The organism is Ignavibacteriales bacterium, assembly GCA_026390595.1.
Lineage (GTDB): Bacteria > Bacteroidota > Ignavibacteria > UBA10030 > UBA10030 > UBA9647.
On the sequence record JAPLFQ010000011.1, the window covers coordinates 1 to 25082 of the forward strand.

21 protein-coding genes and 1 tRNA gene are annotated in these 25082 nt (G+C 53.6%); 9 read left to right on the forward strand and 13 right to left on the reverse strand.

Annotation, left to right across the window (positions count from 1 at the left end; translation table 11 throughout):
• The 4 genes from NTU47_04735 to NTU47_04750 form a co-directional block, all read right to left on the reverse strand.
• On the reverse strand, window positions 1-594 hold a 594-nt coding region (locus tag NTU47_04735), incomplete at its 3' end, for a hypothetical protein (GenBank protein MCX6133104.1).
• A gap of 330 nt (window positions 595-924) precedes the next feature.
• On the reverse strand, window positions 925-2376 hold the full coding sequence (locus NTU47_04740; protein MCX6133105.1) for a sigma-54 dependent transcriptional regulator: 1452 nt from the start codon (window positions 2374-2376) through the stop codon (window positions 925-927).
• Between the two features lie 95 nt (window positions 2377-2471).
• Window positions 2472-2546: transfer RNA gene (locus tag NTU47_04745), tRNA-Val, on the reverse strand.
• 264 nt (window positions 2547-2810) lie between these two features.
• On the reverse strand, window positions 2811-5051 hold the full coding sequence (locus NTU47_04750; protein ID MCX6133106.1) for a hypothetical protein: 2241 nt from the start codon (window positions 5049-5051) through the stop codon (window positions 2811-2813).
• A 405-nt stretch (window positions 5052-5456) separates the two neighbouring features.
• On the opposite strand from NTU47_04750, the gene NTU47_04755 reads away from it, so the two are divergent.
• Window positions 5457-5957 (forward strand): hypothetical protein, encoded by a 501-nt coding sequence (locus tag NTU47_04755; protein MCX6133107.1) that lies wholly within the window; start codon window positions 5457-5459, stop codon window positions 5955-5957.
• 217 nt (window positions 5958-6174) lie between these two features.
• Here NTU47_04755 and NTU47_04760 read toward each other — a convergent pair whose 3' ends face one another.
• Together NTU47_04760 and typA are read right to left on the reverse strand one after the other, a co-directional pair.
• Window positions 6175-7347, reverse strand: coding sequence for a pyridoxal phosphate-dependent aminotransferase (locus NTU47_04760; GenBank protein ID MCX6133108.1), 1173 nt, complete (start codon window positions 7345-7347; stop codon window positions 6175-6177).
• Between the two features lie 50 nt (window positions 7348-7397).
• A complete protein-coding gene (typA, locus tag NTU47_04765) occupies window positions 7398-9245 on the reverse strand; it encodes a translational GTPase TypA (GenBank protein ID MCX6133109.1) in 1848 nt (615 codons plus the stop codon).
• Between the two features lie 272 nt (window positions 9246-9517).
• Between typA and NTU47_04770 the strand changes: the two genes are divergently transcribed.
• Window positions 9518-9940, forward strand: coding sequence for a heavy metal-associated domain-containing protein (locus tag NTU47_04770; protein ID MCX6133110.1), 423 nt, complete (start codon window positions 9518-9520; stop codon window positions 9938-9940).
• Window positions 9941-10069: 129 nt separating this feature from the next.
• Here NTU47_04770 and NTU47_04775 read toward each other — a convergent pair whose 3' ends face one another.
• Window positions 10070-10726: a nitroreductase family protein gene (locus NTU47_04775; GenBank protein ID MCX6133111.1), complete on the reverse strand. Its 657-nt coding sequence runs from the start codon at window positions 10724-10726 to the stop codon at window positions 10070-10072.
• Between the two features lie 234 nt (window positions 10727-10960).
• On the opposite strand from NTU47_04775, the gene mfd reads away from it, so the two are divergent.
• From mfd to NTU47_04810, 7 genes are all read left to right on the forward strand, one after another.
• Window positions 10961-14350 (forward strand): transcription-repair coupling factor, encoded by a 3390-nt coding sequence (mfd, locus tag NTU47_04780; GenBank protein ID MCX6133112.1) that lies wholly within the window; start codon window positions 10961-10963, stop codon window positions 14348-14350.
• 16 nt (window positions 14351-14366) lie between these two features.
• A complete protein-coding gene (locus tag NTU47_04785; protein MCX6133113.1) occupies window positions 14367-15236 on the forward strand; it encodes a GIY-YIG nuclease family protein in 870 nt (289 codons plus the stop codon).
• A gap of 229 nt (window positions 15237-15465) precedes the next feature.
• On the forward strand, window positions 15466-15927 hold the full coding sequence (locus NTU47_04790; protein MCX6133114.1) for a MarR family transcriptional regulator: 462 nt from the start codon (window positions 15466-15468) through the stop codon (window positions 15925-15927).
• Window positions 15924-16604, forward strand: a complete 681-nt coding sequence (locus NTU47_04795; protein MCX6133115.1) for a nitroreductase family protein — start codon at window positions 15924-15926, stop codon at window positions 16602-16604. Before NTU47_04790 ends, NTU47_04795 begins: the two co-directional genes overlap by 4 nt.
• 79 nt (window positions 16605-16683) lie before the next feature.
• Window positions 16684-16980, forward strand: coding sequence for a hypothetical protein (locus tag NTU47_04800; protein ID MCX6133116.1), 297 nt, complete (start codon window positions 16684-16686; stop codon window positions 16978-16980).
• Between the two features lie 24 nt (window positions 16981-17004).
• Window positions 17005-17892 carry a VOC family protein gene (locus NTU47_04805; GenBank protein MCX6133117.1) on the forward strand — a complete coding sequence of 296 codons (888 nt, stop codon included), beginning with the start codon at window positions 17005-17007 and terminating at the stop codon, window positions 17890-17892.
• A 38-nt stretch (window positions 17893-17930) separates the two neighbouring features.
• A complete protein-coding gene (locus NTU47_04810) occupies window positions 17931-18524 on the forward strand; it encodes a YceI family protein (GenBank protein MCX6133118.1) in 594 nt (197 codons plus the stop codon).
• A 164-nt stretch (window positions 18525-18688) separates the two neighbouring features.
• Here NTU47_04810 and NTU47_04815 read toward each other — a convergent pair whose 3' ends face one another.
• From NTU47_04815 to NTU47_04840, 6 genes are all read right to left on the reverse strand, one after another.
• On the reverse strand, window positions 18689-19849 hold the full coding sequence (locus NTU47_04815; protein ID MCX6133119.1) for a DUF5009 domain-containing protein: 1161 nt from the start codon (window positions 19847-19849) through the stop codon (window positions 18689-18691).
• A 253-nt stretch (window positions 19850-20102) separates the two neighbouring features.
• Entirely contained in the window at window positions 20103-20912 is an 810-nt protein-coding gene (locus tag NTU47_04820) for a thioredoxin family protein (GenBank protein ID MCX6133120.1), read from the reverse strand.
• Window positions 20913-20916: 4 nt separating this feature from the next.
• Entirely contained in the window at window positions 20917-21681 is a 765-nt protein-coding gene (locus tag NTU47_04825; protein MCX6133121.1) for a hypothetical protein, read from the reverse strand.
• The gene (locus tag NTU47_04830; GenBank protein ID MCX6133122.1) at window positions 21678-22418 is read right to left on the reverse strand and encodes an ABC transporter ATP-binding protein; all 741 of its coding nucleotides are present in this window, start codon (window positions 22416-22418) and stop codon (window positions 21678-21680) included. The genes NTU47_04825 and NTU47_04830 overlap by 4 nt, the downstream gene beginning before the upstream one ends.
• A 138-nt stretch (window positions 22419-22556) precedes the next feature.
• Window positions 22557-23936 (reverse strand): cation diffusion facilitator family transporter, encoded by a 1380-nt coding sequence (locus NTU47_04835; protein MCX6133123.1) that lies wholly within the window; start codon window positions 23934-23936, stop codon window positions 22557-22559.
• Entirely contained in the window at window positions 23933-25003 is a 1071-nt protein-coding gene (locus NTU47_04840; GenBank protein MCX6133124.1) for a M15 family metallopeptidase, read from the reverse strand. The genes NTU47_04835 and NTU47_04840 overlap by 4 nt, the downstream gene beginning before the upstream one ends.
• Between the last annotated feature and the right edge of the window lie 79 nt (window positions 25004-25082).

Here is a 25082-nt window from a genome sequence, read left to right on the forward strand (position 1 = left end):
AGGCGAGAGAAGCTGTCTTGGAAGCAGTCGGAATCTACAACACCGAGCGTCCACACTTGAGTCTTGCAATGATGACACCTGAAATGCGCTTTGCAGCGTGAACACTAAATCAACTCTGTCAACTTCTGGCCGGACGATACATACCCTTACCGCAACTATGCTGTCGAGCCTCGTTGTCTTCTTACCAAAGTAATTGTAGTACTGAAAAGACACACGATAGAAGTTGTTCCCAAGCGGCAGGTCTACGCCACCGTTCTCATTGTTCACGTAGCGATAGAGCTTCCGGAGTCCTGTCGCATTATTGTAGGACGTCCAGTACTTAATGGTTTCTGGAGTCCCCCCCCCGTTCACATCTCCTGCAAACTGCATTACCGTATCCGATGCAATCGCAAACGATACGCCGGAGACATTATAACCCGCCATATTCACATCAGAATAGATGATGCTATCGGCTGCCACGATCATCTTCTTCGCATTGGCTTGCTGGTTGCTCTGGTAGAGAGCATTGTTGAGACTCACCGTCAGCGTGAGCATGACGGTGATCAACGAAGCTCTGATTATCCATGAACCCAGCAGATCGATAAAGATTGTCATCGAATTACAATGTTCCTAAATTGAGAAAGACGGCCAAAACACGTTTTTGATCACCTGTATCACACTCAAAAACAGTACCACATACTGTTCAGAATGAGAATAGTGATTTTTCTACGAAATTTCAATCATTGACTAATATTCGTTACGGCGTTTCCGAGCATTTCAGAAAAACCCGCAATTTCATTCTGGAATTTTCGGAATCTGAATCGCGCAGAAAATATAGGCCATTTTGGGCATGCGAGTAAGCGCTAACTCTCGAACATCGTCAAAGAGTACGAAAAAGGTACATCTCCCCCTACGTTTACGATGTCTCGTAAATTAGTCGCGTCATCAATCCTCTTGCTGAGCAGACACCGTCCGTCTCAATTTGATACTAAGCCTTGAGCACTTGTCGTACAGGGTTTTCTCTGGCACCCCCAGAAGAAGTGCGCTTTCCTTGATGTTCCAGCCTGTCCGTTCGAGAGTCCGCATGATCACTGAGCGTGCGGCTCCATCCCGGGCTTCGCGCTCGATGTCTGGCAGGGATTGTCCATCTACGATTGGCAGGCCCCCCTGCACCATTTCTCGCGGCAGGTGTTCGGGTTCGATGGAGGAGCTTGATGAGATCAGGATACCGCGCTGAAGGATATTCTCGAGTTCCCGGACATTACCAGGCCAATTGTATTGCATCATGTATTCCAGAGCGCGTGGATCGAGGCTGATGGATGGTTTGTTGAGAGACTTGCCAAACCGCTCCAGAAAATGTTCAACGAGGAGGGGAATGTCGTCTTTGTGATCTCGCAGCGGCGGGAGGTGGATCGGGTACACATTGAGACGGTAGAAAAGGTCCTGGCGGAAGTCTCCCCGCTCTGTCATCGCGTTGAGTTCGCGATTCGTCGCGGCCAATACACGGACATCAACCGGGATGGGGCTCGTCCCACCTATGCGGTCAATCTCTTTTTCCTGGAGTGCCCGCAGCAGCTTCACCTGGAGATGAACATCGAGTTCTGCGATTTCGTCAAGAAAAATCGTTCCACCGTCGGCGAGCTCGAATTTCCCGAGCTTCGTGCTTGCAGCGCCGGTGAATGATCCCTTCTGGTGCCCGAAGAGTTCGCTTTCGATGAGATCCTTCACCAGTGAAGCGCAGTTCACCGTGACGAACACGCGCTGGCTTCGCTTGCTGTTGGCGTGGATCTCGCGTGCAACCAGTTCCTTTCCGGTGCCCGATTCGCCCGTGATGAGAACCGTCACATCCGTCATCGCGACTCGTTGAATCGACTCGAAGACGCGTTGTATCACCGGACTCTGGCCGACGATTCTTCCGGACACGCGTTCAACTTCTTCCCGCAGCAATTCGTAGTCCCGCTTCAACTCCCGTTCTGCGAGCGCCTTCTCCACGAGGGACTTCAGTTCTTCGACTTTCGGAGCTTTTGAGATGTAGTGGTACGCCCCGAGCCGCATCGCCTCCACAGCACTCTCGACGGACGGATGCGCAGTGAGAATGATGACCGGGAAATCCGGCATCGACTCTTTGATCCGCTTGAGAGTTTCCATTCCGCTCTCTCCGCGGCTTAGAGCCAGCTCGAGCAAGATAACGTCCACTTTCTTGTGACTCAGGATATCAAGCGCTCCTGCTTCCGACTCAGATGAGAGGATGTTGAATGAACCCTCCATCATTGATCGAAATTCTCCAACGAAGGTGGCATCATCATCCAGCAAGAGAACGGTGCGGATTTGGTCCATGATTTCAGTCAGGTGGCAGAAATCCCGTGCGAAGGGCGTAGCAATGACGATGAGCAGCATGAAACCCGGTCGTCAGGCGATGTGGACGCTGCTGGGATCTCCGCCAAAAGCGGATGGGCCTCCGGCCCAGAACCAGCGACCTCGTCTTGTTCTTGTGGACGCTGCTGGGATCGAACCAGCGACCTCCGCCTTGTAAGGGCGGCGCTCTGAACCAGCTGAGCTAAGCGTCCGGACATGTTGAAACTTACGGATTGTCGATTGTCGATTTCCAATTGAAAGAAACAAGCGCATCAACGAGGAGTGGCGTTCTGAACCAGCCCCTGTTTACCCCGACATCGTCGGGGCCCGCCGAAGTCCGACGGGACGCAGGCGGAAGCTATACCACGGTGTTGCTTTTCGCCAACCAGTATGCTCGACTAAAAGATACGACATACTTCCCACCATATCAATACATTGCATGCTGCGGGGCCGTGGTGCCGGCATCCGAGGGCGCATCAGCTGCGAAGGAGGTACTGCAGTTTCAGGAAGTACTGGCGGGCAGTCTGCTTGAATCCGAACGGAGAGCCAAAATCCGACAGCGCGTACGTCGATCCGGCGTAAAAAATCGTGAAAGGATTCAATTTATAACTGAACAGCGGGTAAAAATCGATTCCCTTGTTGAAGTGGTCGTACTGTCCGATGACACGCAGGAACAGTTCCGGCGTGAACTGGTAAATGCCCATCACGCGAGTGATGTAACCGTCATAGAAGAGTTCGCCTGACGCGACACTCGACAAACGCGCCCGTGAGTACGACAGATCCACCTGTAATCTGGATGTAGGGCGAAGCGTAGCAGTCACGTTGATATTGTGCCCCGTCCCCATCTGCGGAAAATCCGAACGCCGGATGAATCGTCCGAATTCACCTTCGAAGGAAAGTGTAACGACACTCGAAGGGCGGGCGAAGACATTGAATTGAGTTCGATTGATATTGTCGAATTGAACACCCCCGAAGAGTTCATCATTGAGGGCGAAATAGGTCACCGAGACGTTGACCTGGTTCTTCAACTGTGCAGATATTCCCGGAACAAACCACTTTTCCTTTCTCGTCCCACCGTCATTGAAGTGCAGCCCGCCATTTGCCTCGATCGACCAGCTGTCGAGCAGTGCGTTATTTGGATAGAACGTGTACTGCTGCTGCAGGAATACGATGCGGTTGTTGTTGTTCGGCACGAAACCGTCCTGCGCCTGAAACGTGGCGGAATGGTCCAGATACTGAAAGCCCACACTGTACTCGCGGGCATCTCTTCTGATGCTGAATTGGTACGAAGTTCCGCCGTACTGTTCGCCGTTGAATGCAGCGTCATGGCCGGTCGTTCCAAACTCCCGCGTGCTGGAAAGAAGCGAGCGGTCATTCACTTCTTTTGTGTCCGAAAAGAAGACCTCTCCGCTAACAGCGTAATTCCCCCAGAACCTGTAGTTCCAATCCAGGCCCCCAACATAGTTGTGCGCTGTTGCCGTGTTGCGGGTCGTCACCATCGCTCCGAGGAATGCTTCGTCGCCGAAGTCGTACCGTGCGCGTGCAACGTTTGAAAACGATTCAAGATCTGTCGACACAAAATTGGAATTCTCTTCACCAGGAACGATGAACGGTGTATTGCGGTCGCTGGCGGCGAGGTAGCCGAACGAGAACGCCCCGGACTTCCCTATCACCCTTGCGGCCCCCAGTGGATTGTTGATGGTGCGGGAATAGAGAATGCCGCTCTGGTTCCGGAACAGGTCGGCGCCGTACAAAAAGAACGGACGCTTCTCAGGATAGTTCAGCGCAAAGGTGGAGTTGACGCTGATTTGTGCTGCGTCCGACTCCACCTGGCTGAAATCCGGGTTCACCACCACTTCCACCGACAAGTCTGGACTCGGAGAGTACCGGATGCCGCCTCCCATCCTTCCCTTCAGTTTGCCGTTTTCGAATGGGGACGACGCATCGGATCCATCGCGGAGCGCGCCCCGCTGCTGGCCAGCAAGATACGGGAGCAATTCAACAGAGTTCGTGGACTGCACATCCGCAATCCCAACGATCATTCCTCCCTGACACAGAAAGCATGGATTGTTCCGGTCGAACGGGGTCCAGGAGACCTGTTCACGGCTCGCGCGCGGTATGTTCCTGAACAACAAAGCAACCCAATCTTGCTCACGCACCGAAGGGAACCGGAGGCTTTTGAACGGTATTGCCATGATCGCGCTCCACCCGTCGTCATTGATGTCAGCAGCGCTTCCCCAGACGGTATCAAAACTATTGTCTTCGTTGCCGCCCACTCTCATCAAATCTGCCTGGATCCCGTGTGGATTGACCATGAATTCATAGGCCCGCTGATAATCGCCGTAGGTGTCCAGGATGATCCCCACATAATCATCATCGAAAATCTTGTCCCGGTCGGAGATGTGAGCCCGGATCGCTGAAGGATTGGTATCCTTGCAGTCAAATCCAAAGTACACGTATTCGGCGGTGTAGAGTATGCGGACGCTCGTCATCTGAGAAGCAGGCGTGTTCTCACCCGGCGTCACTTCGAATCCTATCTGGACCGGCTGGGCAAGATTCCAGCGCGGATCGGAGAGCTTTCCGGTCAACTTGATCTCGCCTTCAATTCGGACAGCATTGATCCTCGGTCTCACAGAGTCGGGGAGGATAGAGGCAACGGCAATGGCGGACTCAACAATGTTGAAGACAATCAACAGCGCCAGAATTCTGCGGGGCATCGGGTATCCCTTGGTCATCAAGAAGTGATTGGTAGCGGCGAACTTGATTTGCTTCTGGATATACTTGATATCAGAGGCATAGTTGCGTATGGACCATCCCGCTCCTCCTAGAACTACATGCCAAGAGAAGGGGCTACCTCAGTCGTCTCATTACGAGACAAGATTCGTGTTTACTCCCGATTATCAACAGAGATCGTGACGCTTTCGTTCTCTCTCTCAAATTGAAAGGATTTTAAGTGCGAATCGTAGTCTCATCTTGATCCAAAGGTCTTATAATGAGACGTCAATGCCGGGAAACGGCAATAAAATCAATAGAAATCAGTGATAATTGTTCTGGCACGCTCCTTGAGATATACTGATACAGATATGAAAACAATCACAAAAAATACTAACTTGGAGTCAACAATGAAGAAGTCAATCGTAGTTATCGCCCTCGTAGTCCTGAGCTTCGCAGTTGCACAAAACGCAATGGCGCAGGCAACGGCCACACAGAATGTCAGTCTGGCTGTCAACGCAGTTTACAAGATCGCAACCTCTGGCAACCCCGGTGCAATGACCATCACCACAGGTACTGCCGGAACGAACGCACTGACCTCAGTCACAGACGCTTCCACCAACTATAGCATCACACAGAATTTTGCCTCCACCGTAAAGATCACAGCAACCCTCGACGCAGCCCTGGCAGCCGGTTACACGCTGCAGATCAACCTGGCGAGCGTCAAGGGAACGAGTGCAGGAAACGTTGATATCTCTGCCACGACCCCAGCCAGTGCGGCGAGTGTTGTGACTGCGATTGCCCTGGGTGCCGATGCAAGCAAGACGATCACCTACACCTTTGGTGCAAACGCTTCCGCCGGCACGCTTGCCTCGACGGCGAAGGTTGTGACGCTGACACTGACCAACTAAGATCTTCGGGCAATTCAGTTACCTCCATGAACGAGAGGGCGCCACGTTGAGGGTGGCGCCCTCTCTGTTTTTATTCCTCCCCATACGGTTCCGTACCAACGCCCACGCACACACAGAGCTCACCCGACGCTGATTGAGTACCGGCGACGTGTTCGCTGGATTGTGATTATGATGCGGGTTGGTACATCCGGCAATGGGAACGGAAGAGAGGTCGGCTTCAGCCGCTGATCGCCGTGACGATTCTCCTGATCCCCTCCGAAACGATTTGCGACTTCGGCAACAAGCTTACGACAATACACGAAGGTATATCAAATTCGAATAGCTGCCCTGGGTACACAAGGACACCTTGTGAGCGCAGGAGCTCCAATGCCCACTCTTCATCCGATCGGATTGCAGGCAGGCGAAGAACCGCACTCCATCCCCCCTCGCACGCGAAGAGACTTGCCGGCAATGAAGCCGAGAAGGTTCTTCTCAACTCCTCAACGTTGCTCACCAGTCGTTCCTTGATTTTTCCGGTCATTGGAGAGCCATTGCCCATGAGCGATCCCAGCGAGTGCTGCACTGGCGTCCCGACAGAAAGGAACGTATCTGCGATAATTTCGAGTCTCCTCAGTGCTTCAGAGCAAAGGTGGTCTGGCCCTGATACGGCGATCCAGGCCAGTTTCAGTTGAGGCAAGCCTCCGAGTTTCGAAATTCCGTTCAACGTAAACGTGAGCGTCCCGTGCGTACCTGCAAAACTTCCAAACCGCCTTGCGCTCTCTCCTAACGAATACGCCCCGAACACTTCGTCCACAATCAACGGGATGCCAAGCTCCCTTGATACCCTGACGATGCGTTCCGCCTCGTCTGTTGTTATGTAGGAACCTGTTGGGTTGTTCGGATGAACGAGAACGAGCGCTTTTGTCCCAGCCGTCAGGACATTCTCAAGCGACGGCCAGTCAACATGCCACTCGCCATCATACGCCAGGCCATAGTGACGGCATTCCACATCGTTCAGGCGGGCCAGATAATCGAAGAGAGGGTAGCTCGGTTTGGGTACTGCAATGCTCTCCGCCGAATTGCAGAGCAGCCCCAGAAGGAAGGAATACGCCTCGCTCGTGCTGGAAGCAAGAACGATGTGAGACGGATCGACGATGGTACCCTGACGGCAGTACCACCGTGCAATCACCTGGCGCGCGTCGAACAAACCCTTCGGGTCGGGATCATAGTTGATCGATCGCTGAAGTGCGGACCGGGGTATCAGATCGTCGGGGTCAGAAAGGAAACCGCATTTGGTGGGATTGGACTCTGTGAGATCGATGATTTCCTTCCCGGCAGCCCTCATTTCCTGCGCCAGCGCAAACAGAGGCGCAGGAACGGAATCCCAGTTTGTCCGAGCGGAAAACATCATGTGGTCAGATCACTGTGGATGAAGTCCTGCCGAGGGCCACGAAATCACCTTCAATCCTCAACAATTTCCACCTTTTTCTTGGACATCCGGTTGCGCTCGTTGTGGTCAAGATAGCGCTTCCGAAGACGGATGGAATGAGGCGTCACTTCCACGTATTCGTCATCGCCGATCCATTCGATCGCCTGTTCGAGCGTCATGATATGGGGAGTTTCCAGGCGGATAGCTTCGTCAGAACCGGACGCGCGCATGTTCGTCAGGTGCTTCGTCTTGCAAACATTCACCACCATGTCATGCTCGCGCGAGTTCTCACCGACAACCATACCGCGATACACTTTCACGCCCGGCTCCATGAAGAATGTGGAGCGTTCCCGAAGCTTCCACATGGCGTACGCGACGGAGGTGCCATCTTCGAGCGCGATGAGAGAGCCGCGCGTGCGATGGGCGAATTCCCCTTTGTTCGGTTCGTACCCATTGAAATTGTGGTGGAGTATTCCCGTGCCCCTGGTCTGTGTCATGAATTCGGACCTGAACCCGAGCAGGCCTCGGGCAGGCACAATGAACTCGAGACGCGTATTCCCCTGCACTTGTATCATGTTCTTCATGGTTCCCTTGCGCCGGCCCATGTTTTCGATCACCACTCCGCTATGCTCGTCAGGCACATCGATAATGACATGCTCCATTGGCTCGCAGAGAACATCGTCGATCCACTTGTAGATCACCTCGGGCCTGGACACCTGGAACTCAAATCCCTCTCTCCGCATGGTTTCGATCAGGATCGCGAGATGCAGCTCTCCGCGTCCGCTGACCTTGAACACGTCCGGAGAATCCGTGAGCTCCACGCGCAGGCTGACATTCGAGCGGATCTCCTTCGCCAATCGTTCACCGAGATGCCGCGTCGTGACATATTTTCCGTCGAGACCTGCGAAGGGTGAATTGTTGACGACGAAGTTCATTGAAAGTGTTGGCTCTTCGATCGACACGAACGGCAACGGCGAAGGGTCGGATGCGTCAGCAACCGTTTCACCGATATCGACATCTTCCATTCCGGCAAGCGCGACAATGTCACCAGCGCCGGCTTCTGCAGCTTCGATGCGCTTCAGCCCTTCGAACACATAGATTTTCGTCACGCGGGCATCATCGACCGAAGCATCCCGATGAATGACTTTCATCGGGGAGCCCAGCTTGATTGTTCCACGGTTGATGCGACCGATTCCAAGCCTGCCGAGGTAGTCATTGTAGTCGATTGTGGTGACGAGCATTTGAAATGGCAAATCGACATCGCCGGGCGGAGGGGGCACCTTTTCGATGATTGATTCAAAGAGAGGTTTGAGATTGGTACTGGGATCGTCGAGCTCCCGTTTGGCAACTCCCTGCTTCGCGATGGCATAGATGATCGGAAAATCGAGCTGGTGATCGTGTGCCCCGAGAGAAAGAAAAAGTTCAAAGACCTCGTCCAGCACCTCGTGTGCCCGGGCGTCCTTGCGGTCAATCTTGTTGATGACGACAATCGGCTGGAGGTTCAGCTCCAGGGACTTCTTCAGAACGAATTTCGTTCCTGGGAGGGGCCCTTCTGCGGCGTCGACCAGCAGGAGGACACCGTCGACCATTTTGAGTGTCCGCTCCACCTCGCCCGCAAAATCAGAGTGTCCCGGTGTATCGACAATGTTGATTTTGTAAGTGGTTCCTTCGGTCGGCGTATAAAAAACTGCCGTATTTTTGGCCAGAATCGTAATGCCGCGTTCCCGTTCCAGGTCATTTGAATCCATCACCCGCGTAGCGACATCCTGGTTGGCGCGAAACGTCCCGGTCTGCCGGAACATGTGGTCCACCAGCGTGGTCTTCCCGTGGTCAACGTGGGCGATGATTGCAATATTTCTGATATTTTCTCGAACCTTCATATTCTCTCGTACTATTCCCTTCCGCTCATTCTCAATCTTCTGCATACCGAGCGCCTGGCCGGCAGAAAAAAAATGCCTCAGGTTTCGTGCATCAACCAGAGGCCAATCAATTTTTCACTCTTGCTCTTCGATTTAAATATAACACTTTTTACTGAGAATGAAAAGCGGAGATCCGAGACAGAAGTCGTTGCAGCAGATGCCATTTAGCTGTATCTTTCACCCATCACCGTGCACCAGTCATTCATCGCCATAATCAAAAGGGAGAACGCACTATGCGCAGGTTCATTCTGGTCATCTTGATCGCAATCGTCGCGGTTGGCCTCGTCAACGCTCAAGCGACAAAACCCCAAACCGTGAAGCTTGCTGTCGCAGGTATGACGTGCGAGAGCTGCGTGACAAAAGTCGACAAGGCGCTCCGTGGAGTCGAAGGCGTGAAAGATGTGAAGGTCGATCTCAAGAAGCAGACAGCAGTGGTCACAATGGCCTCAGCGGCCGTAAAACCTGAAGCTCTCTTCAAGGCAGTGAAGGACGCCGGTTTCAAAGCGGCCATTGGAAAGCTTCCTGTAGCACCTTCGAAGATGGAAGAGAATTGCGACGGGTGCAAGGATATGGACGGCAAGAAAGAAGGCGAAGCCAAGAAAGAGGATTGCTGCAAACCCGAGACAGCCAAAAAGAAGACAGGGTCGAACAGCTGACGGTTTAGCGCTCGTTGAGTCAAGAGTTCGTATTCAAGCCGTTGCAGGAAATTGATGCAACGGCTTTTTTGTTCGTCGTTGAATGATCATGTGGTCGGATCAGCGATCCGACCGGACAGAGCGGACGGCTCACCTCCACACCACAATCTCATCCACTTCCTTTCGGTGTATGTCAGGCACCGTTGCCCCCTCTTTGGGATATCCCACCGGTAGTAACAGAAACGGCTTTTCGTTCTCTGGCCTCCCGAGGATTCTTTGAAGAAAGTCCATCGGGCTTGGCGTATGCGTCAACGACACCAATCCGGCGTTGTGAATCGCCGCGATCAAAAATCCTGACGCGATCCCGACAGATTCTTTGACGTAGTAGTTCTTCCGTATCCTGTTTTCTTCCTTCGTGTACGAGACAGCGAACACAACAATGAGAGCCGGGGCAACTTCCAGAAATTCCTTGTGCCAGTCGGTGCCGAGTGCGGAAAGGTCATCCAGCCACTCTTGCGGCATTCTGCTTTCATAGCTTTGCTTCTCTTCCGCTTCTGCAGCGATCCGTATCTGGCGCTTCAAATCAGGATCGGTGACTACGACAAACCGCCATGGCTGCTTGTTTGCCCCGGACGGCGCCGTCCCGGCCGTCCTGAGAATGAGTTCCAGGATATCCTTCGAGACAAGCTTGTCTGAAAACTTGCGAACGGTGCGACGGTGGCTGCATAACTCAAGAAACTTCTCTGCGCGTTGAATTTGCTCCTGCTGAGACAACGCTGTGTAGACGAGCGGGATGAAGCCGGGCATGATGACTCCGTGATGGTTATGAAAAGTGGATAGTACTTTTATTCGCCGGCTAATGCAAGCAGCAGGTTCAATTGCGAGTCCAGCGACTTTTCGCTACATTCGGTCACCCTGACTGTCCGGGATACCCGCGATGGCCGGGGTGAGGTGTTTTCTCCCGGTTAGTTCAGGGAATTGTCGATTGCCGATTTGCGATTGTTGACTGGAAAAAATGTCGGGAAATGATTGAACGTCAGGATGATCGAAGAGATTAGGAAGAAAATAGAGGGCTCTGAGCCGTTCAGGAATCTCCTGCATAGGAGTAAACAGCTGGCCGCAGGAGAAAACGTCGCGATCCGGGGAATCAATGGTTCGCTCATGGCTTTCGTGGCAGCTTCGCTCTATGATACGAGGCAGACACAGGTAGTTCTGCTGACGGCCGACAAGGACCGTGCAGAACAACTGCGTGACGATTGCGCATTACTCCTTGGTGAACACTCGGTGCGATTATATGCCCATGGCCCGAGCCACAAGGCGGCCGCACTCGACATGACCGCTCCGATCGCACAGGTCGAGGCGCTCAAAGCGCTTGCCGCGAAAGAAACGATCGTCGTTGTCACGAGCGCAGAAGCGATTACCGGGCTCGTACCGCCTCCGAACGAATTCAAGCAGAGAAGCTTCGAGATCACGGCGGGAAAAGATCATCCCTTCGAAGATCTTATCAGTCAGCTGATAGCCCTCGGTTTTGAGCGGAAGGATTTCGTGGAAGAGTACGGGGATTTCTCTGTACGCGGGGGAATTCTCGACGTTTTTCCTTACGTGGGCGACAACCCGATCCGCATTGAATTCTGGGGGGATTCGATTGAATCGATCAGAGAGTTCGACGCTCTCTCCCAGAGATCGATCAGAGAGCTTCAGTCGGCAAGCATTGTCGCGAGTCTCTTGCCCGAACAAGACGGCCTGGCTGTACACTCGTCCATGCTCGAGTACCTTGCCAACGATGCGCTATTCATCATCGATGAGCCTGCCGCTGTTCAGAAAGAAGTTGAAGAGCTGTTCCGCGAGGGAGTGCAGAACATCCTGTCGTGGGAATCGCTCGTGGAGCAGTCGAATCACTTTCCGAAAATCCTCCATTCCTTCATAAGTGATTCAAAGCACTCCGAACCCATCGAATTCTTCAGTCTTCAGCAGCCGTCTGTGAACGGCAGCATCAAGGTTCTTCTCCATCAAATCAGCGAACTGGCCCTTGAAGGAAATGAGCTGGTCCTTGTGTGCGATACGCACGAGGAGGCAGACCGTCTCAAAGAGCTGCTGGAAGAGGAATTCACGACAGCGGATTCCGATGGCGAAGAATCGAACACTGAAACCGCACCAGCTCAGGCACCGCACCAGCCGTCCTATCAAATGATGACCGAGGCTCTGCACCTCGGCTTCATCTATCCCCCTTCCCGTCTCGCCCTCTTCACGGAGCATCAGGTATTCGGACGACTCAAACGGCGGGGGACCAGCAAGCGGAAGAGGTTCAAGGGATTCAGCCAGAAGGAAGCGCAACAGTTACGGCGGAGCGACTATGTAGTGCACATCGACTATGGCATTGGCCGATTCGCGGGATTGCAGAAACTGAAAGTCCGTGGAGTTGACCAGGAGGTCATGAGGGTTCTGTACGAAGGGAACGACGTTCTCTATGTTAACCTGAACTTCGTCAACCGTGTCCAGAAATACGCGTCACAAGAGGGACATCTTCCAAAACTTTCAAAGCTCGGGGCACCGGATTGGGAACGCCTCAAGTCCCGTGCACGAAAACGCATCAAAGACATCGCCCGTGAGCTTATTGCCCTCTACGCGCGCCGCCGGACCGAGCAGGGATTCGCTTTCGCTCCCGACACGCACTGGCAAAAAGAGCTCGAAGCGTCGTTCATGTTTGAGGACACACCCGATCAAGCCAAAGCCACGAGGGATGTGAAACGGGATATGGAACTTCCGTCTCCGATGGACAGGTTGATTTGCGGAGATGTCGGCTTCGGCAAAACGGAGGTCGCGGTCCGGGCGGCGTTCAAATCCGTTCTGAACGGCAAGCAGGTCGCCATCCTTGTCCCCACAACCATCCTGGCCCAACAGCATCACAACACGTTCACAGATCGTGTAGGGAGATACTCGGTACGTGTTGAATCGCTCTCGCGTTTCAAGTCAAAGAAGGAACAGGAAACGACACTCGAAGGATTGAAGGCGGGGACTGTCGACATCCTGATCGGCACCCACCGGCTGCTCTCCAAAGACGTGCAGTTCAAAGACCTGGGGTTGTTGATCATCGACGAGGAACATCGGTTCGGCGTCACCGCAAAAGAGAAATTGCGACACCTCCGGGCCACCGTGGATACGATGACACTGACGGCAACGCCGATACCGCGCACGCTGCAGTTTTCGCTCATGGGGGCGAGGGATCTCTCCCTCATCAACACGCCACCCCGTAACCGGCTTCCCATCCTGACGGAAATCGCTCAATTCGACCCGCAATTGATCCGCGAGGCCATCCTCAAGGAACTGCACAGGGGCGGACAGGTGTATTTCATCCATGACCGCATCCACGACATCGATGACATCCAGGCGATGCTCCATCGAAAGATACCTGAGGCGAAATTTCATGTCGCACACGGGCAGATGAAGGGGCACGAACTCGAGAAGGCCATGATGGAGTTTCTCGAGAAGAAGTATGACGTTTTGATTTGCACGAAGATCATCGAGTCGGGCATCGATATTCCCAGCGTCAATACGATCATCATCAATCGCGCAGACAGGTTTGGGCTTGCCGAACTCTATCAACTGCGTGGACGCGTTGGACGGTCCAATGAGCAGGCCTACGCGTATCTCCTTACTCCACCAATTTCGAGCCTGCCCCGTATAACACTGCGGCGATTGCAGGCGATACAGGAGTTCACAGAGCTTGGCTCAGGCTTCAACCTTGCCATGCGGGATCTCGAAATACGCGGGGCTGGCAACCTGCTCGGGGCAGAGCAATCCGGCTTCATTATGGAGATGGGGATCGAAATGTATCAACGAATCGTGGAAGAAGCGGTCGCCGAGTTGAAGGAGCAGGAATTCGAAAAGTTGTTCCAGGGGGCCAAGGCTGAGGCACGCTGGAGAAACGGCGAGACCACGATCGACGCCGACGTGGAGGCGTATATTCCAGACGTGTTCATTGAATCCGATTCAGAGAGGCTCGATTTCTACCGGCGGTTGTATGGTCTTTCGTCCGATGATGAAATTCAGTCCATGCGGGATGAGCTGCGTGACCGGTTTGGGGAATATCCAGAGGAGGTGGAGAATCTGTTCGGCGTTGTCGAGCTCAAGACTATCGCCTCGAAGATCGGCTTCACGAAAGTTGAGATCCTCCGGAACCAGTTGTCCCTCTATTTTCCTTCTGCAGACGAAAAGAAGTTCTACGAAACGGACGACGGAGGTGTTCCCCCATTCCAACAGATCATGTCTCACATATCTACGTTGCGCCAGTATCGTGCCCATCTCAAGCAGGACGGTAAACAGTTGAAACTGAATGCAACAATTCCGGGAGGACCCGATGCGCGCGCACTTCTCGCCTCGGTGAAGAGCTTGTTGACGACTTTCTCGACTCTCTCTTCCGGAACGGCATAGCGGCGGGCGACTGCGAATGAAACGTCAATTCACAAAAGAAGCCGTCGCTGCTCTCCCGAACTCGCCCGGAGTGTATTTGTTCTACGGTTCGCTCAACGAACTCCTCTACGTCGGCAAGAGCAAAACGATCCGGACGAGGGTGCGATCGCATTTCTCATCTCCGGACGAACGATGGCTTTGCCGTAAGGTAACGCGGGTGGAAGTTCGCGAAACCGCCGGTGAGCTTGGAGCGCTTCTCCTGGAGTCGCAGCTGATCAAGGAGCTGCGGCCAATGTTCAATGTCGCTTCACGCGAACGACGACGAATCATCATCGCCCGCCCGGCGACAAACGCTCACGGTTACACCGTTGTGAATCTTGATGCTGTGGATTTTCTGGACGTGAAGAAGGCAGAGCCGATCCTGGGCGTGTTCAAGCACAAGACGCAGGCAAAGGAGTATCTCGATCTGATCGCCAAGGCTCACCGATTGTGTCCAAAGCTCCTCCGACTCGAAGTTGCCCGGGGCTGCTGTTTCTCTTATCACCTCGGACAATGTGATGGAGCGTGCGTGGGTGAAGAGGATCCAGCCGCCTACAACGCTCGTGTCGAGGAAGCATTCGAAGTACGTCGCATCAAGGCGTGGCCCTACGAGGCGGGTGTGGTGGTGGAAGAATGTTCAAAGGACAATTCACGGCGGGAGTTCTTCCTCATCGACAACTGGTGCCTTGTGACAAGCTTCAAATCAGTTGGCGATGGTTTTGAAAAAAGCGCCCACGTTCAGCACCGTTTCGACTACGACAGTTACAAGATCCTCTTCAGCTATATGATGGACCCCGGGAACCACGAATCGATCAGACCGTACGGCCGGAAGGAATTCGAGAATATCCGCCGCGCCGGAATTCGATAGAAGGTCTCCCCGTAGCTTGAGTCCCGCCTTTCTAAGGCTCTTCCTTGCCGATCTCCCTCTCAACTCAGACTGCAAATCCTTTGAATTCGTGATTTTTTGGTCAATTTTGGCACTTCTTTGATTTTTTCAGGGAATGTCTCCTTCCGGGAACTTACTTCGAGTTTGAATGGTTTAAATTTGAAATACTCAAACACGTGGGTTTGTTCCGAGGAGAATCTGGAAGGAAGCGATGATGAGAACGACAGAGCAGTATGGAAAGAAGACAGATCTGGCGCTCAGCATGTGGGTGAAGCTCGCACGTGCATCGTCGACGTTCGGCCGCCTCACTGGAAAGGACATAGAACGCTATGGACTGACTCAGCCCCAGTTTGGCGTATTCGAACTCCTGGGTCATCTCGGCCCGCTGACAATTGGCGAGGTGGGCAGGAAAATGCTCGTCACAGGCGGCTGTGTGACCGTCATTCTCGATAATCTGGAGAAGGAACATTTCGTCGAGAGAACCCGGAGCGCAGAAGACCGCCGGGTCATCAAAGTGCAGCTGACTGAAAAGGGGCAGCGTCTATTCAAGGAAGTATTTGAACAACACGCGCAACGCGTAACAGAACTTGCATCGGTCCTCACTGCAGATGAACAGGTTCAGCTCTCACAACTACTCAGGAAACTGGGACTAGCACTCAAGGAAATGCAATGACCAATCCATCAGAATTTGAAACCAACGCCGCGTTCATGCCCGAACGGCTCGACACTCGGGCGAAGCTGCTCGAGCTTCTCGCTCAGCGCCGCAGTCCACGCGCATTTTCCGAGAGCGCAATCGAGCCATCGAAGCTCGTCAATCTTTTTGAAGCAGCACGATGGTCACCTTCGTCATCGAACGAACAGCCGTGGAGATTCATCGCAGCCACAAAAGAAGATACAAGGGTCTACGCCATAATAGCCGAATCTCTGATGGAGGCAAATCGCCGCTGGGCGGTTCGTGCGCCCTTGCTCGTTGTTGGCATGGCGCAAACAACCTATCTGAAATCCGGCAAGCCGTACCTCCATGCTTTGTATGACCTCGGCCAGTCGGTTGCGCACATGACGGTGCAGGCATCAGCGTTGGGTCTATCGGTTCACCAAATGGGAGGCTTCGATGCCAACAAGCTCAGGAGCGGATTCTCAATCCCGGAAGGATACGACATTGTGATCGTGCTTGCGATAGGATATGCAGAGCATCCGAATACGCTGCCGGATGATCTTCGGAGCCGTGAAGAGGCTCCGCGGAAGCGAAAACCGCTTGAAGCGATTGTTTTCACCGATTCGTGGGAAAAACCATCATACCTTGTAGAGGCACAAGACGTCTCGCTCAAGATTCAGTCGTCATCGAATTAAATGGTTTTCGAGACAAATACCATGGCGCAGATTCTGATGTTGTCTGCGCATGTTCTACAAACCCGCGAAAGGTCGACGAATGGCTCAATTCGTAATTGACATACAGATTCCAATGGACCCGGACGAAGAGTTCTTCGCGCTTGTTCCGCTCCAACGTGCTCATATCGACAAGCTCCTCGAGCAGGGTATTGTGATGTCGTACAGCCTCTCGCTCGACAGATCTAGGCTTTGGGTGGTGATGAATGCGCGCACAGAGCGCGACGCCATTGAGATCCTGTCGGCGTTTCCGATGTTCAAGTATTTTGAGCCGACGATCTATCCCCTGATGTTTCACAATACGTCCTTGATGTCGCAACTCAAAGTCTCATTGAATTGACCGGCGAATTTCATGAATTCAGCAATGCATCAATCGACAATAGCACCTTCGGGTTCTGCCCCGCGGCTGCCAGTGTCTGCCAAGATCCAATACGCACACCTCCGCGTCGTGAACTTAGATCGATCTTTGCGGTTTTATGAGGATTTGGTAGGACTTGTGGAGACGGGTTCAGACGGAAAGACGCTGACGCTCTCTGCTTTCGGGAGCAGCGACCCGCTTCTCCGGCTTACGGAAGATACCGACGCAAAGCCAAGGCAAACCCGTTCACCGGGACTTTTTCACCTTGCGCTTCTCTATCCAAGTCGCGAGCATCTCGCGGCAGCATTCAAGCGGCTCTATGTCAATCGATGGCCCTTCCAGGGGTTTGCCAACCATGGAGTCAGTGAAGCCCTCTATCTCGCTGATGCAGATGGAAACGGAATCGAGCTGTATAGCGATATTCCCCGGGCGCAGTGGCCTTACAGAAACGGGACACTACAGATGGTAACTGAACACCTGGACCTCGACAACTTGCTGTCGGAGCTCAACGAAACAGACATCAGTGAGACTCTGACATCAGAAGGCCTTTCCATCGGCCACATCCATCTTCAGGTTTCGGATCTTCATCGCACTGAGGAGTTTTATCATACGAAGCTGGGTTTCGATGTTGTGCAGCGCGATTTTCCCGGCGCTTTGTTCATGTCAGCAGGAGGCTATCATCACCACATCGGTGCAAACGTCTGGAACAGTCCGGGAGTTTCACCAGCACTCAACAATCACCTTGGTCTAGTGCAGTTTGGCGTCAGTCTGGGAGACAAAGAGTCACGCGAGCAACTCGCAGCCCGGTTGCGATCAACCTCCCACTGGGTTTCGGATTCCGACAACGCGTTTGTCGTACGGGACGCTGATCATCTACGAATTGAGATTTCTTAACCACCCAATCACATCACATTCATCAAGAAGGAGGTTCTATGAAACGCTTCAAGTCCCTGTTTTTCATCACACTGTTCGGCATCTCATCTCTGTTCGCCCAAAAGGCGGGATGGACTCTTGACAAGTCCCACTCAAGCGTCGGTTTCTCGGTCAAGCACATGGTCATTTCGGATGTCTCTGGAAATTTCAAGGACTTCGATATCAGCTTCAAATCAAACAAGAGCGATTTCACAGACGCTTCCGTTGATGCAACGATCAAGGTGGCGAGCATCAACACGGATAACGAAAAGCGCGATGGCCACTTGAAGACAGACGACTTCTTCAACGCTGAGAAGTTTCCTGCCATCACCTTCAAGAGCACGTCCTTTGAAAAGGTCGGAGAGAACAAGTACAAGATCGCGGGTGACCTGACGATCCGCGATGTCACAAAAAAGGTCACATTCGACGCCACGTACAATGGCTCGATCAAATCCCCGTGGGGCGCTGAGATCTATGCCTGGAAAGCGACCCTGCCGGTGAATCGGTTTGACTTCGGCTTGAAGTGGAACAAGGCGATTGAGGCAGGCGGTTTAATTGTGGGGGAAACGGTAAACATCACCTTGAATCTTGAACTGACCAAGCCGGCAGCCTGAACTCGTAACCGGGTGCCTGCAGCTCATTGACAGTCCGCCTGCCCCAAAAAGCATGGTTCGGCGGGCAAGTCAACTTTCGGACGACTCCGTTGATTAAGAAACAAAGCCCGCTCATTGCAATCAATGGGCGGGCTTTTTTTGTGCATCGGGTAATTGTCCGATGACTACACTTTTATGACGAGGTTGTTCTTGTACATGATATATGCAATCAGGTACAGGAAGAGCATGAAGGCGACAGAGTGCAGGAATGAAGCAAACATTGGATCGCCGATTGGCAGGAAGAAAGCCTGATAGTACCATCCCTTGAGCGAGATTGGAGTCCCGTCTGCACCTGCCCACTTGATAAGTCCCGTCAGCCGTCCGATAAACCCTGCGAGGAAAAACATGGTGATGGCGTTCAACCCGTAAATCTCAAATGGCTTCGTCCACCGTTTGTATCCTTTCACGTCGATCAGCCAATAGCAGAATGCGAAGATATTCAGCGCCAGGCCCGCCATGAAAACCGAATAGGTGCTTGTCCAGAGATTCTTGTTGATCGGCAGCCAGTTGTCCATGAGCAAGCCCATGAATATCAATGTATTCCCCGCAATAAACATCCAGGCCGCCTTCTCCTCTTGCGTCCGCTTTGAACGGATGAAATGACCGGTGAGGACGCCGAAGAGTGTTGTCGCAATTGCCGGGAGTGTGCTGAACAGCCCTTCAGGATCGAATCCGGGAGCCGGGGCGCCCGCCCAGGTGTGTCCGCTCAGAACCGTTGAGTCGATGTACCACACCAGACTGCCTTTGGGTTCAAGGATGCCTGCGCCAAACTCCGGTACGGGCACTGTTTTTATCAGGACCCAGTACACGATAAGGAACAACACCGTCCACCGTATCTGCCAGAGCGTGCTCGCATACAGAATGATAACCGAAGCGATGAAATAACAGATGGCAATTCTTTGCAGGACCCCCGGAAGCCTCCATGCTGCGAAGCTGAAGTGGTGTCCGAATATCAAGCCGAATGGAAAACCATTGAGGAAAAGACCGATCACCAGGATTGTGACGGCGCGCTGAAAGGCATGGAGCATCAGTTTGTTGCGATCAGCCCCCTGCTCGACGCGTTTCGACATTGAGTACGTCATCGCGACGCCGACAATCCAGAGGAAGAAGGGGAAAATAAGGTCGGTAAATGTCCATCCGTTCCACGCTGCGTGTTTGAAGGGAGGATAGATTTCCGACCAGCTGCCGGGGTTGTTCACCATCATCATACCGGCAACGGTGGCGCCCCGAAACACATCCAGCGAAAGCAAGCGGCCGCTGGTTTTGGCAGGAATTGGTTGTGCCATTGAATGCTCCTTGTGATAGTCGCGATCTTCAGGGAAGAATCGGGACCGGTGAAGGGAGCGCTTCTAGCCCCACGAAGTGCCGGAACGGAGAAAGACAACGACAATCCAACCCACGAGAAGCGCGAGAACGATAAGTATGCGAAGTTTCTTGTCAGAGGACATGTATCTCAATCGATGATTTCTGTGAAGAAAAGATAGGGAGATTTGCCGGGACAAGCAAAAGTGACTGGCAGAATACCGGGACTGAGCGACATCACTGGGTCTGTTTCAACGCGAGCTCCATCAATTTGGAGGCGAGGAGCGAGCGGTTGTATTGCATCTGGAAATTCATGAAGAATCGTCCCACTGCTTTGCCGGTGTTCTCGAGTACGATAACCTCCCTCATTCCCGTTTTCGGAGACGCCCCAACCTGTTGAAGGAGCTTCCCCTCTCCTATGTTACCCCTCACGAGAAGCGTAGGAACGAAGTGCTTGTCTATGGCGCGTGCGACTTCTTCATCTTCGATGATCGCAGTAGCAGCCTCGATGTCATCTCCCGACTGCAGGATGAGTACCATGATCCGCCGCTTCTGTGCCTGAGCCACAATTGTTGCCTTCTGCAGATCCGGCCACAGGAGAATTTGTACACCGACAGAGTCGTTCAACCATTTGATGAGGTCTGTCTTCGGGAAGAAACCAACGTGGCGTTTCCGCTCTTTCCCGGCGGGACTCAGCACGATGTACGTGGGGTATGCGCGGATTCCAAATTGTTTCTTGAGCGTGTCGCCTGATACCGGATCATCACCGTCAATCTTCGCGGGAATATACCGAGAAGTCAGAATGTTCTTTACAGAGTCATTCGGAAAGACGTCCTTGTCCATCGCTTTGCATGGTCCGCACCAATCCGCATATACATCGACAAAGATCGGCTTGTTCTGGGTTGCCGCCGCACCCCTCGCCTCTTCAAAACGGAGCCATTTGATTGAATCCGATGCCGGCCAGTACTCGAGCACCGCTCCGAGGACAAGGAACGCCGCAGCAGCCAGCCCAACCCATTTCGCGTATGTCGTGTCCCGCTGATTCATGATGTTACTCCGACCCTTTGTCGACCTGGATCTTCGCAATACTCCAGAATGTCAGGGCAAGGACGATACCCAATGCCCCGAATCCCCACGCGAGTTCTGCGGTCGGAATGCCCATGCCCCCGTTGATCGCGTCAAGCGTTTTCGAAAACCCGTCAGGGTAGAGAAAATCTTTGAGGATCGTGAGCCATTTGTCCGTCGCATGGAACGCCTGCAGGTATCCGGAGATCCCTGACGCACAGATCGACCAGAACGCGATCAGCACAACGTTGAAGACACCCGGGAGCCAGCACGAGAAAAGAGCCAGGATCGAAACGGTGAGCAGTGCTTGAAGCAGAAAGACACCATGCACTGCAAGGACCCGGCCAAGGTCGAACACCACTTCTCCTTTGGCAAAGAAACTCGAGACGATGATATTTGGAAGGATGCCGGCAACCACAATCGTGAAAACGACCGATGTGTAGACTGCGGCAATTTTGATGAGCAGATAGCTTTGCCGCGAGACGGGCCGGATGAGGAGTGTCCTCAGCCACCCGTCTTTGACGTCGGCGGCAACCATCGCCACGCCAAACAGCGCTGCGGCGAGCGGCACCACGAGGGAGCTATTCACGCTCACCGCGAACCGTGCAACATCGTACACTTTTGAGAACCTGGCCGAGGTAAATAGCATGAGAGCGGACAACAACATCAGTCCCAACGGAATGAATACCGCGGTGACGGTCCAGAGCCGTCTGAGCTCGATCAGGTACAATCTCGCCAGGGCCCTCTTCACGTTCCCTTCCTTTCGACCAGATGTTTTCTGAATGATTCTTCCAAGAATCCCGGCGGAGTGCCTGCGAGCGAGTGTTCGGCAACCAGGTTTCCGTCCAGAATGAAGAGAACGCGATCGCACACGTTTTCGACTTCAGTGAGGTTGTGGGAACTGAAAAAGACTGTCGTTCCCTTTGCTTTCTGCTGCGTCAGGTATTCCCTCAGTTCAAAGACCGATGGAGGATCAAGCGAAGCGGTTGGCTCATCGAGGAACACGACCTTTGGTGAACCGACGAACGCGACTGCCAGTTCGATCTTCTGGCGCATGCCTTTCGAGAGCGCTGAGAGTTTTCGTACGGCCGCATTGGTAAGGTTGAAGTGGCTCAGGATTCCGTCGACTTCTTCCCTCGGTGCGGGATTCCCGGCCAGGAGCGCGTGCAACTCCAGAAACGTTCGTGTGGAAAGAGTGTTGGAGCGAAAATGCGAGTCGGCCTGGTAGCCTGTGTGCTTGCGTGTGGCCAGCGATTCCGGATGGTCGCCGAGTATAGAGATGCTGCCGCCGTCATCGGCATTCAGGAACCCGAGAAGAATCCTGAGAAGTGTCGATTTGCCGGCACCGTTAGGCCCGATGAGGCCGACGATCTCGCCTTGCTCGACCCTGAAGCCGACGCCTTTGAGTGCGAAAACGGCGTTTTTCGACCTTGGGCTATAAGTCTTGCTGATGTTCTCGGCCTGAACTGCTGCGGGACGTGCTTCCATGCCGTATGAGAAGTGAGAATAAGAGGATTGGGTATGAAAATACACAGGAACGGAGCGAGTGTCAACAGAAATCGATGTGTACCTGGAGATGACCGGCACTCGTCAGAGTCTCGGCGGGACGACGGTCATCCTTGCCGCCTACACGGGTTCAGCGTGGATCGTGAAGCGCCTCACCTGCGGGAAGTTCTGATAGAGATGCGACTCAACCTGCGAAATGATCTGGTGCACTTCGGCCAGCGTCTTCGAGCTGTCGAGCCTGCAAGTCAGTGTGACGTGAAGATGCGGTGCGTGCTTCAACACCGTGATATCGGTGCATTCGCGAATCCGCCCATCGCCGAGAACAAGGGTCTCAATCGCCAGGCAAAGATCCTTCTCCTCCTCGGTCGCATGCGTGAGCTCCCCTTCGTCAGGAAGAAACTCCTCGAGGTGAATCGTCACTTTTTGAACCGAGGGAATTTCCCGCCGAATCTGCTCTTCAATTTCTTCTGCCAATGCGTGGGCCTCGACGAATGTTTTTTCTTTGCTGTACTCGACGTCGAAGTCTATGAAGTACTTTCCATCCGATTGATGCACTTCGAGGTTGTGGGGCGCCCCGACCCCCTTCTCGATGACAATCATCCTCACCTTGTCGATCATCGATTCGTCCCGTCCATGCATCGGCTCTGCGTGAACGGTCACATCGGCTTCCGGATGCACCGCGTGGATTGCTTTCTCGATGTCATCCATGATTCGATGAGCTCTGTCGAACGGCATTGTTCGTCGGATGCCTACTATGGCGTCAACAAAGAGACGCGATCCGGAGCCCCGCACGCGCATGGAACGGAGTTCCTCGACACCCTCGGCGGTCTTAATCGATTCCCCCACCTTCTGTGCCAATCCCTCGGGAACCCTGTCCATCAGCGCGTCGATCGTGCGCCTTCCAAGCCGATAGCTGACGAAGAGGACAAGAATAGCGACAGCCAAAGCCGCAACCGAATCGATTCTCGAATATCCAAGTGAAACGCAGACGAGGCCGGCGAGCACCGCCAACGATGACCAGATATCGCTGGAAAAGTGGAGTGCATCAGCTTCCAGAGCCTGGCTGTGATGCTTCTTTGCAACCTGGCTCAGGGCTCTCGATCTGCTGAAATCGATAACAATAGAGACAACAATGACTCCAAAACTCCAAATGTTCGCTTCAACATGCACAGTGTTCGATGTAAGCCGCTCAACCGCTTCCCAGATTATCCAACCACACGTTACGAGGAGAAGGATCGTCTCGAAGAATGCCGATACGTTTTCCATCTTGCCGTGACCGTACTGATGGTCCTCATCGGGAGGTTTGTCGGACACGCTCACTGCAACGTACGTGATGATCGCGGCAAGAAGGTCCAGCCCGGAGTGGGCGGCCTCGGAAAGTATGCCAAGGCTGTTTGTCATGAGGCCCACAGCGAGCTTCATCCCGGTCAACACCACGGCAGCGAAGACAGACGTGAGGGCTATGTTCTTCTTCTCGCGAACCGCCAGTGTGTCAATCATTGGATCTCCTCGAATGTGAGGGTCCCGATCGGATAACTCCGCCAATCTCCGAAATCAAAGTGCCACCATTCCACTTCGAATACCTTGAACCCTTCCGCCTCCATCGCCGTTCTGAGCAGTTGTCGATGCCATCGCTGCAGCGTCGTTCCCCCAGGGTAGCCCGGGTAAGCCCGGCGTGAGAACTCATCATACCCGCAGACCATTTCGACCACCTTGCCGGTTTTGAGATCATACAGTGACAGATCCACTGCACAGCCGCGGTTATGGCGGGAGCCCTTCGCCGGATCTGCAACAAAATCCTTCTGTTCTGTTGGCGTAGCATCCCAGAACATCTTCGTCACGTACCAAGGGCGATACGCGTCGTGGATGAGCAGGCCATACCCCATGCCCCGGAGCGACCGATGTGCCCGGATGAGCGCCTCAGCCCCCGGCCGCTGCAAGAACGCTCTCGCCTGCGAATAGAATTTCTCTCCCATGAAATTATCTGTTGTTGCATACCTGATGTCAAGATGGATCGTAGAATCAAGAAGTGTCAGTTCAACAAGCTCGGATTTCCTGAAGGTTCCGTTTTCCCGCGGCGGCGGAGCGAGCAGAGCTTCTCTCCGCAACACATCTGCAGGTTTGAGTGGCTTGATGCGAAACGAAGTTCCGGTTTCCCCGCCATAGAAAACGCGCTGGAACACCGACGGATGCACTTCCAGCGAGACGGCAAATCCTGCTGCGTTGCGCCGAACGACGCAGGCTCTGTTCCCGTTTGTCTCCGCAGGAAGAACCTCGAAGCGGTCTGTTCCATCCGGCCGCAACCGGCACGGACTGCCGGTATCTTTCAAGAGATACAACACCCCGTCTTTTTCGAAGACAGACATCGTTTCATTGTTACGCGTGTACTCTCCGATGAGTCCCTTCCATTGCACAGGGACGTCTGATGGCTTGCGCTCCGGAGAAAAGCTGACGGACGCTTGGAAGGCCGCCGCCTGGTTCTGGACGGGACACACCCATTGCATCCAGATCAAGAGGAGGAGAGCGAGGCGAGCAGACGCGCGATTATGGACGCTGCGGTGTCTCATCGGTTGGTACTTGAACATCTCCCTCTATGACATTTGTGAAATCAAACCAGAAGACTCCAGGAAGTTCGCCCGGCGAGGA

Coding starts and splice junctions, on each gene's coding strand:
- NTU47_04800 (MCX6133116.1), top strand. CDS start 16,684: ATGGCTCAATTCGTAATTGACATACAGATTCCAATGGACCCGGACGAA.
- NTU47_04740 (MCX6133105.1), bottom strand. CDS start 2,376: ATGCTGCTCATCGTCATTGCTACGCCCTTCGCACGGGATTTCTGCCAC.
- NTU47_04790 (MCX6133114.1), top strand. CDS start 15,466: ATGATGAGAACGACAGAGCAGTATGGAAAGAAGACAGATCTGGCGCTC.
- NTU47_04835 (MCX6133123.1), bottom strand. CDS start 23,936: ATGATTGACACACTGGCGGTTCGCGAGAAGAAGAACATAGCCCTCACG.
- NTU47_04785 (MCX6133113.1), top strand. CDS start 14,367: ATGAAACGTCAATTCACAAAAGAAGCCGTCGCTGCTCTCCCGAACTCG.
- NTU47_04760 (MCX6133108.1), bottom strand. CDS start 7,347: ATGATGTTTTCCGCTCGGACAAACTGGGATTCCGTTCCTGCGCCTCTG.
- NTU47_04770 (MCX6133110.1), top strand. CDS start 9,518: ATGCGCAGGTTCATTCTGGTCATCTTGATCGCAATCGTCGCGGTTGGC.
- NTU47_04810 (MCX6133118.1), top strand. CDS start 17,931: ATGAAACGCTTCAAGTCCCTGTTTTTCATCACACTGTTCGGCATCTCA.
- NTU47_04755 (MCX6133107.1), top strand. CDS start 5,457: ATGAAGAAGTCAATCGTAGTTATCGCCCTCGTAGTCCTGAGCTTCGCA.
- NTU47_04840 (MCX6133124.1), bottom strand. CDS start 25,003: ATGAGACACCGCAGCGTCCATAATCGCGCGTCTGCTCGCCTCGCTCTC.
- NTU47_04805 (MCX6133117.1), top strand. CDS start 17,005: ATGCATCAATCGACAATAGCACCTTCGGGTTCTGCCCCGCGGCTGCCA.
- typA (MCX6133109.1), bottom strand. CDS start 9,245: ATGAAGGTTCGAGAAAATATCAGAAATATTGCAATCATCGCCCACGTT.
- NTU47_04795 (MCX6133115.1), top strand. CDS start 15,924: ATGACCAATCCATCAGAATTTGAAACCAACGCCGCGTTCATGCCCGAA.
- NTU47_04830 (MCX6133122.1), bottom strand. CDS start 22,418: ATGGAAGCACGTCCCGCAGCAGTTCAGGCCGAGAACATCAGCAAGACT.
- mfd (MCX6133112.1), top strand. CDS start 10,961: ATGATCGAAGAGATTAGGAAGAAAATAGAGGGCTCTGAGCCGTTCAGG.
- NTU47_04775 (MCX6133111.1), bottom strand. CDS start 10,726: ATGCCCGGCTTCATCCCGCTCGTCTACACAGCGTTGTCTCAGCAGGAG.
- NTU47_04750 (MCX6133106.1), bottom strand. CDS start 5,051: ATGCCCCGCAGAATTCTGGCGCTGTTGATTGTCTTCAACATTGTTGAG.
- NTU47_04815 (MCX6133119.1), bottom strand. CDS start 19,849: ATGGCACAACCAATTCCTGCCAAAACCAGCGGCCGCTTGCTTTCGCTG.
- NTU47_04820 (MCX6133120.1), bottom strand. CDS start 20,912: ATGAATCAGCGGGACACGACATACGCGAAATGGGTTGGGCTGGCTGCT.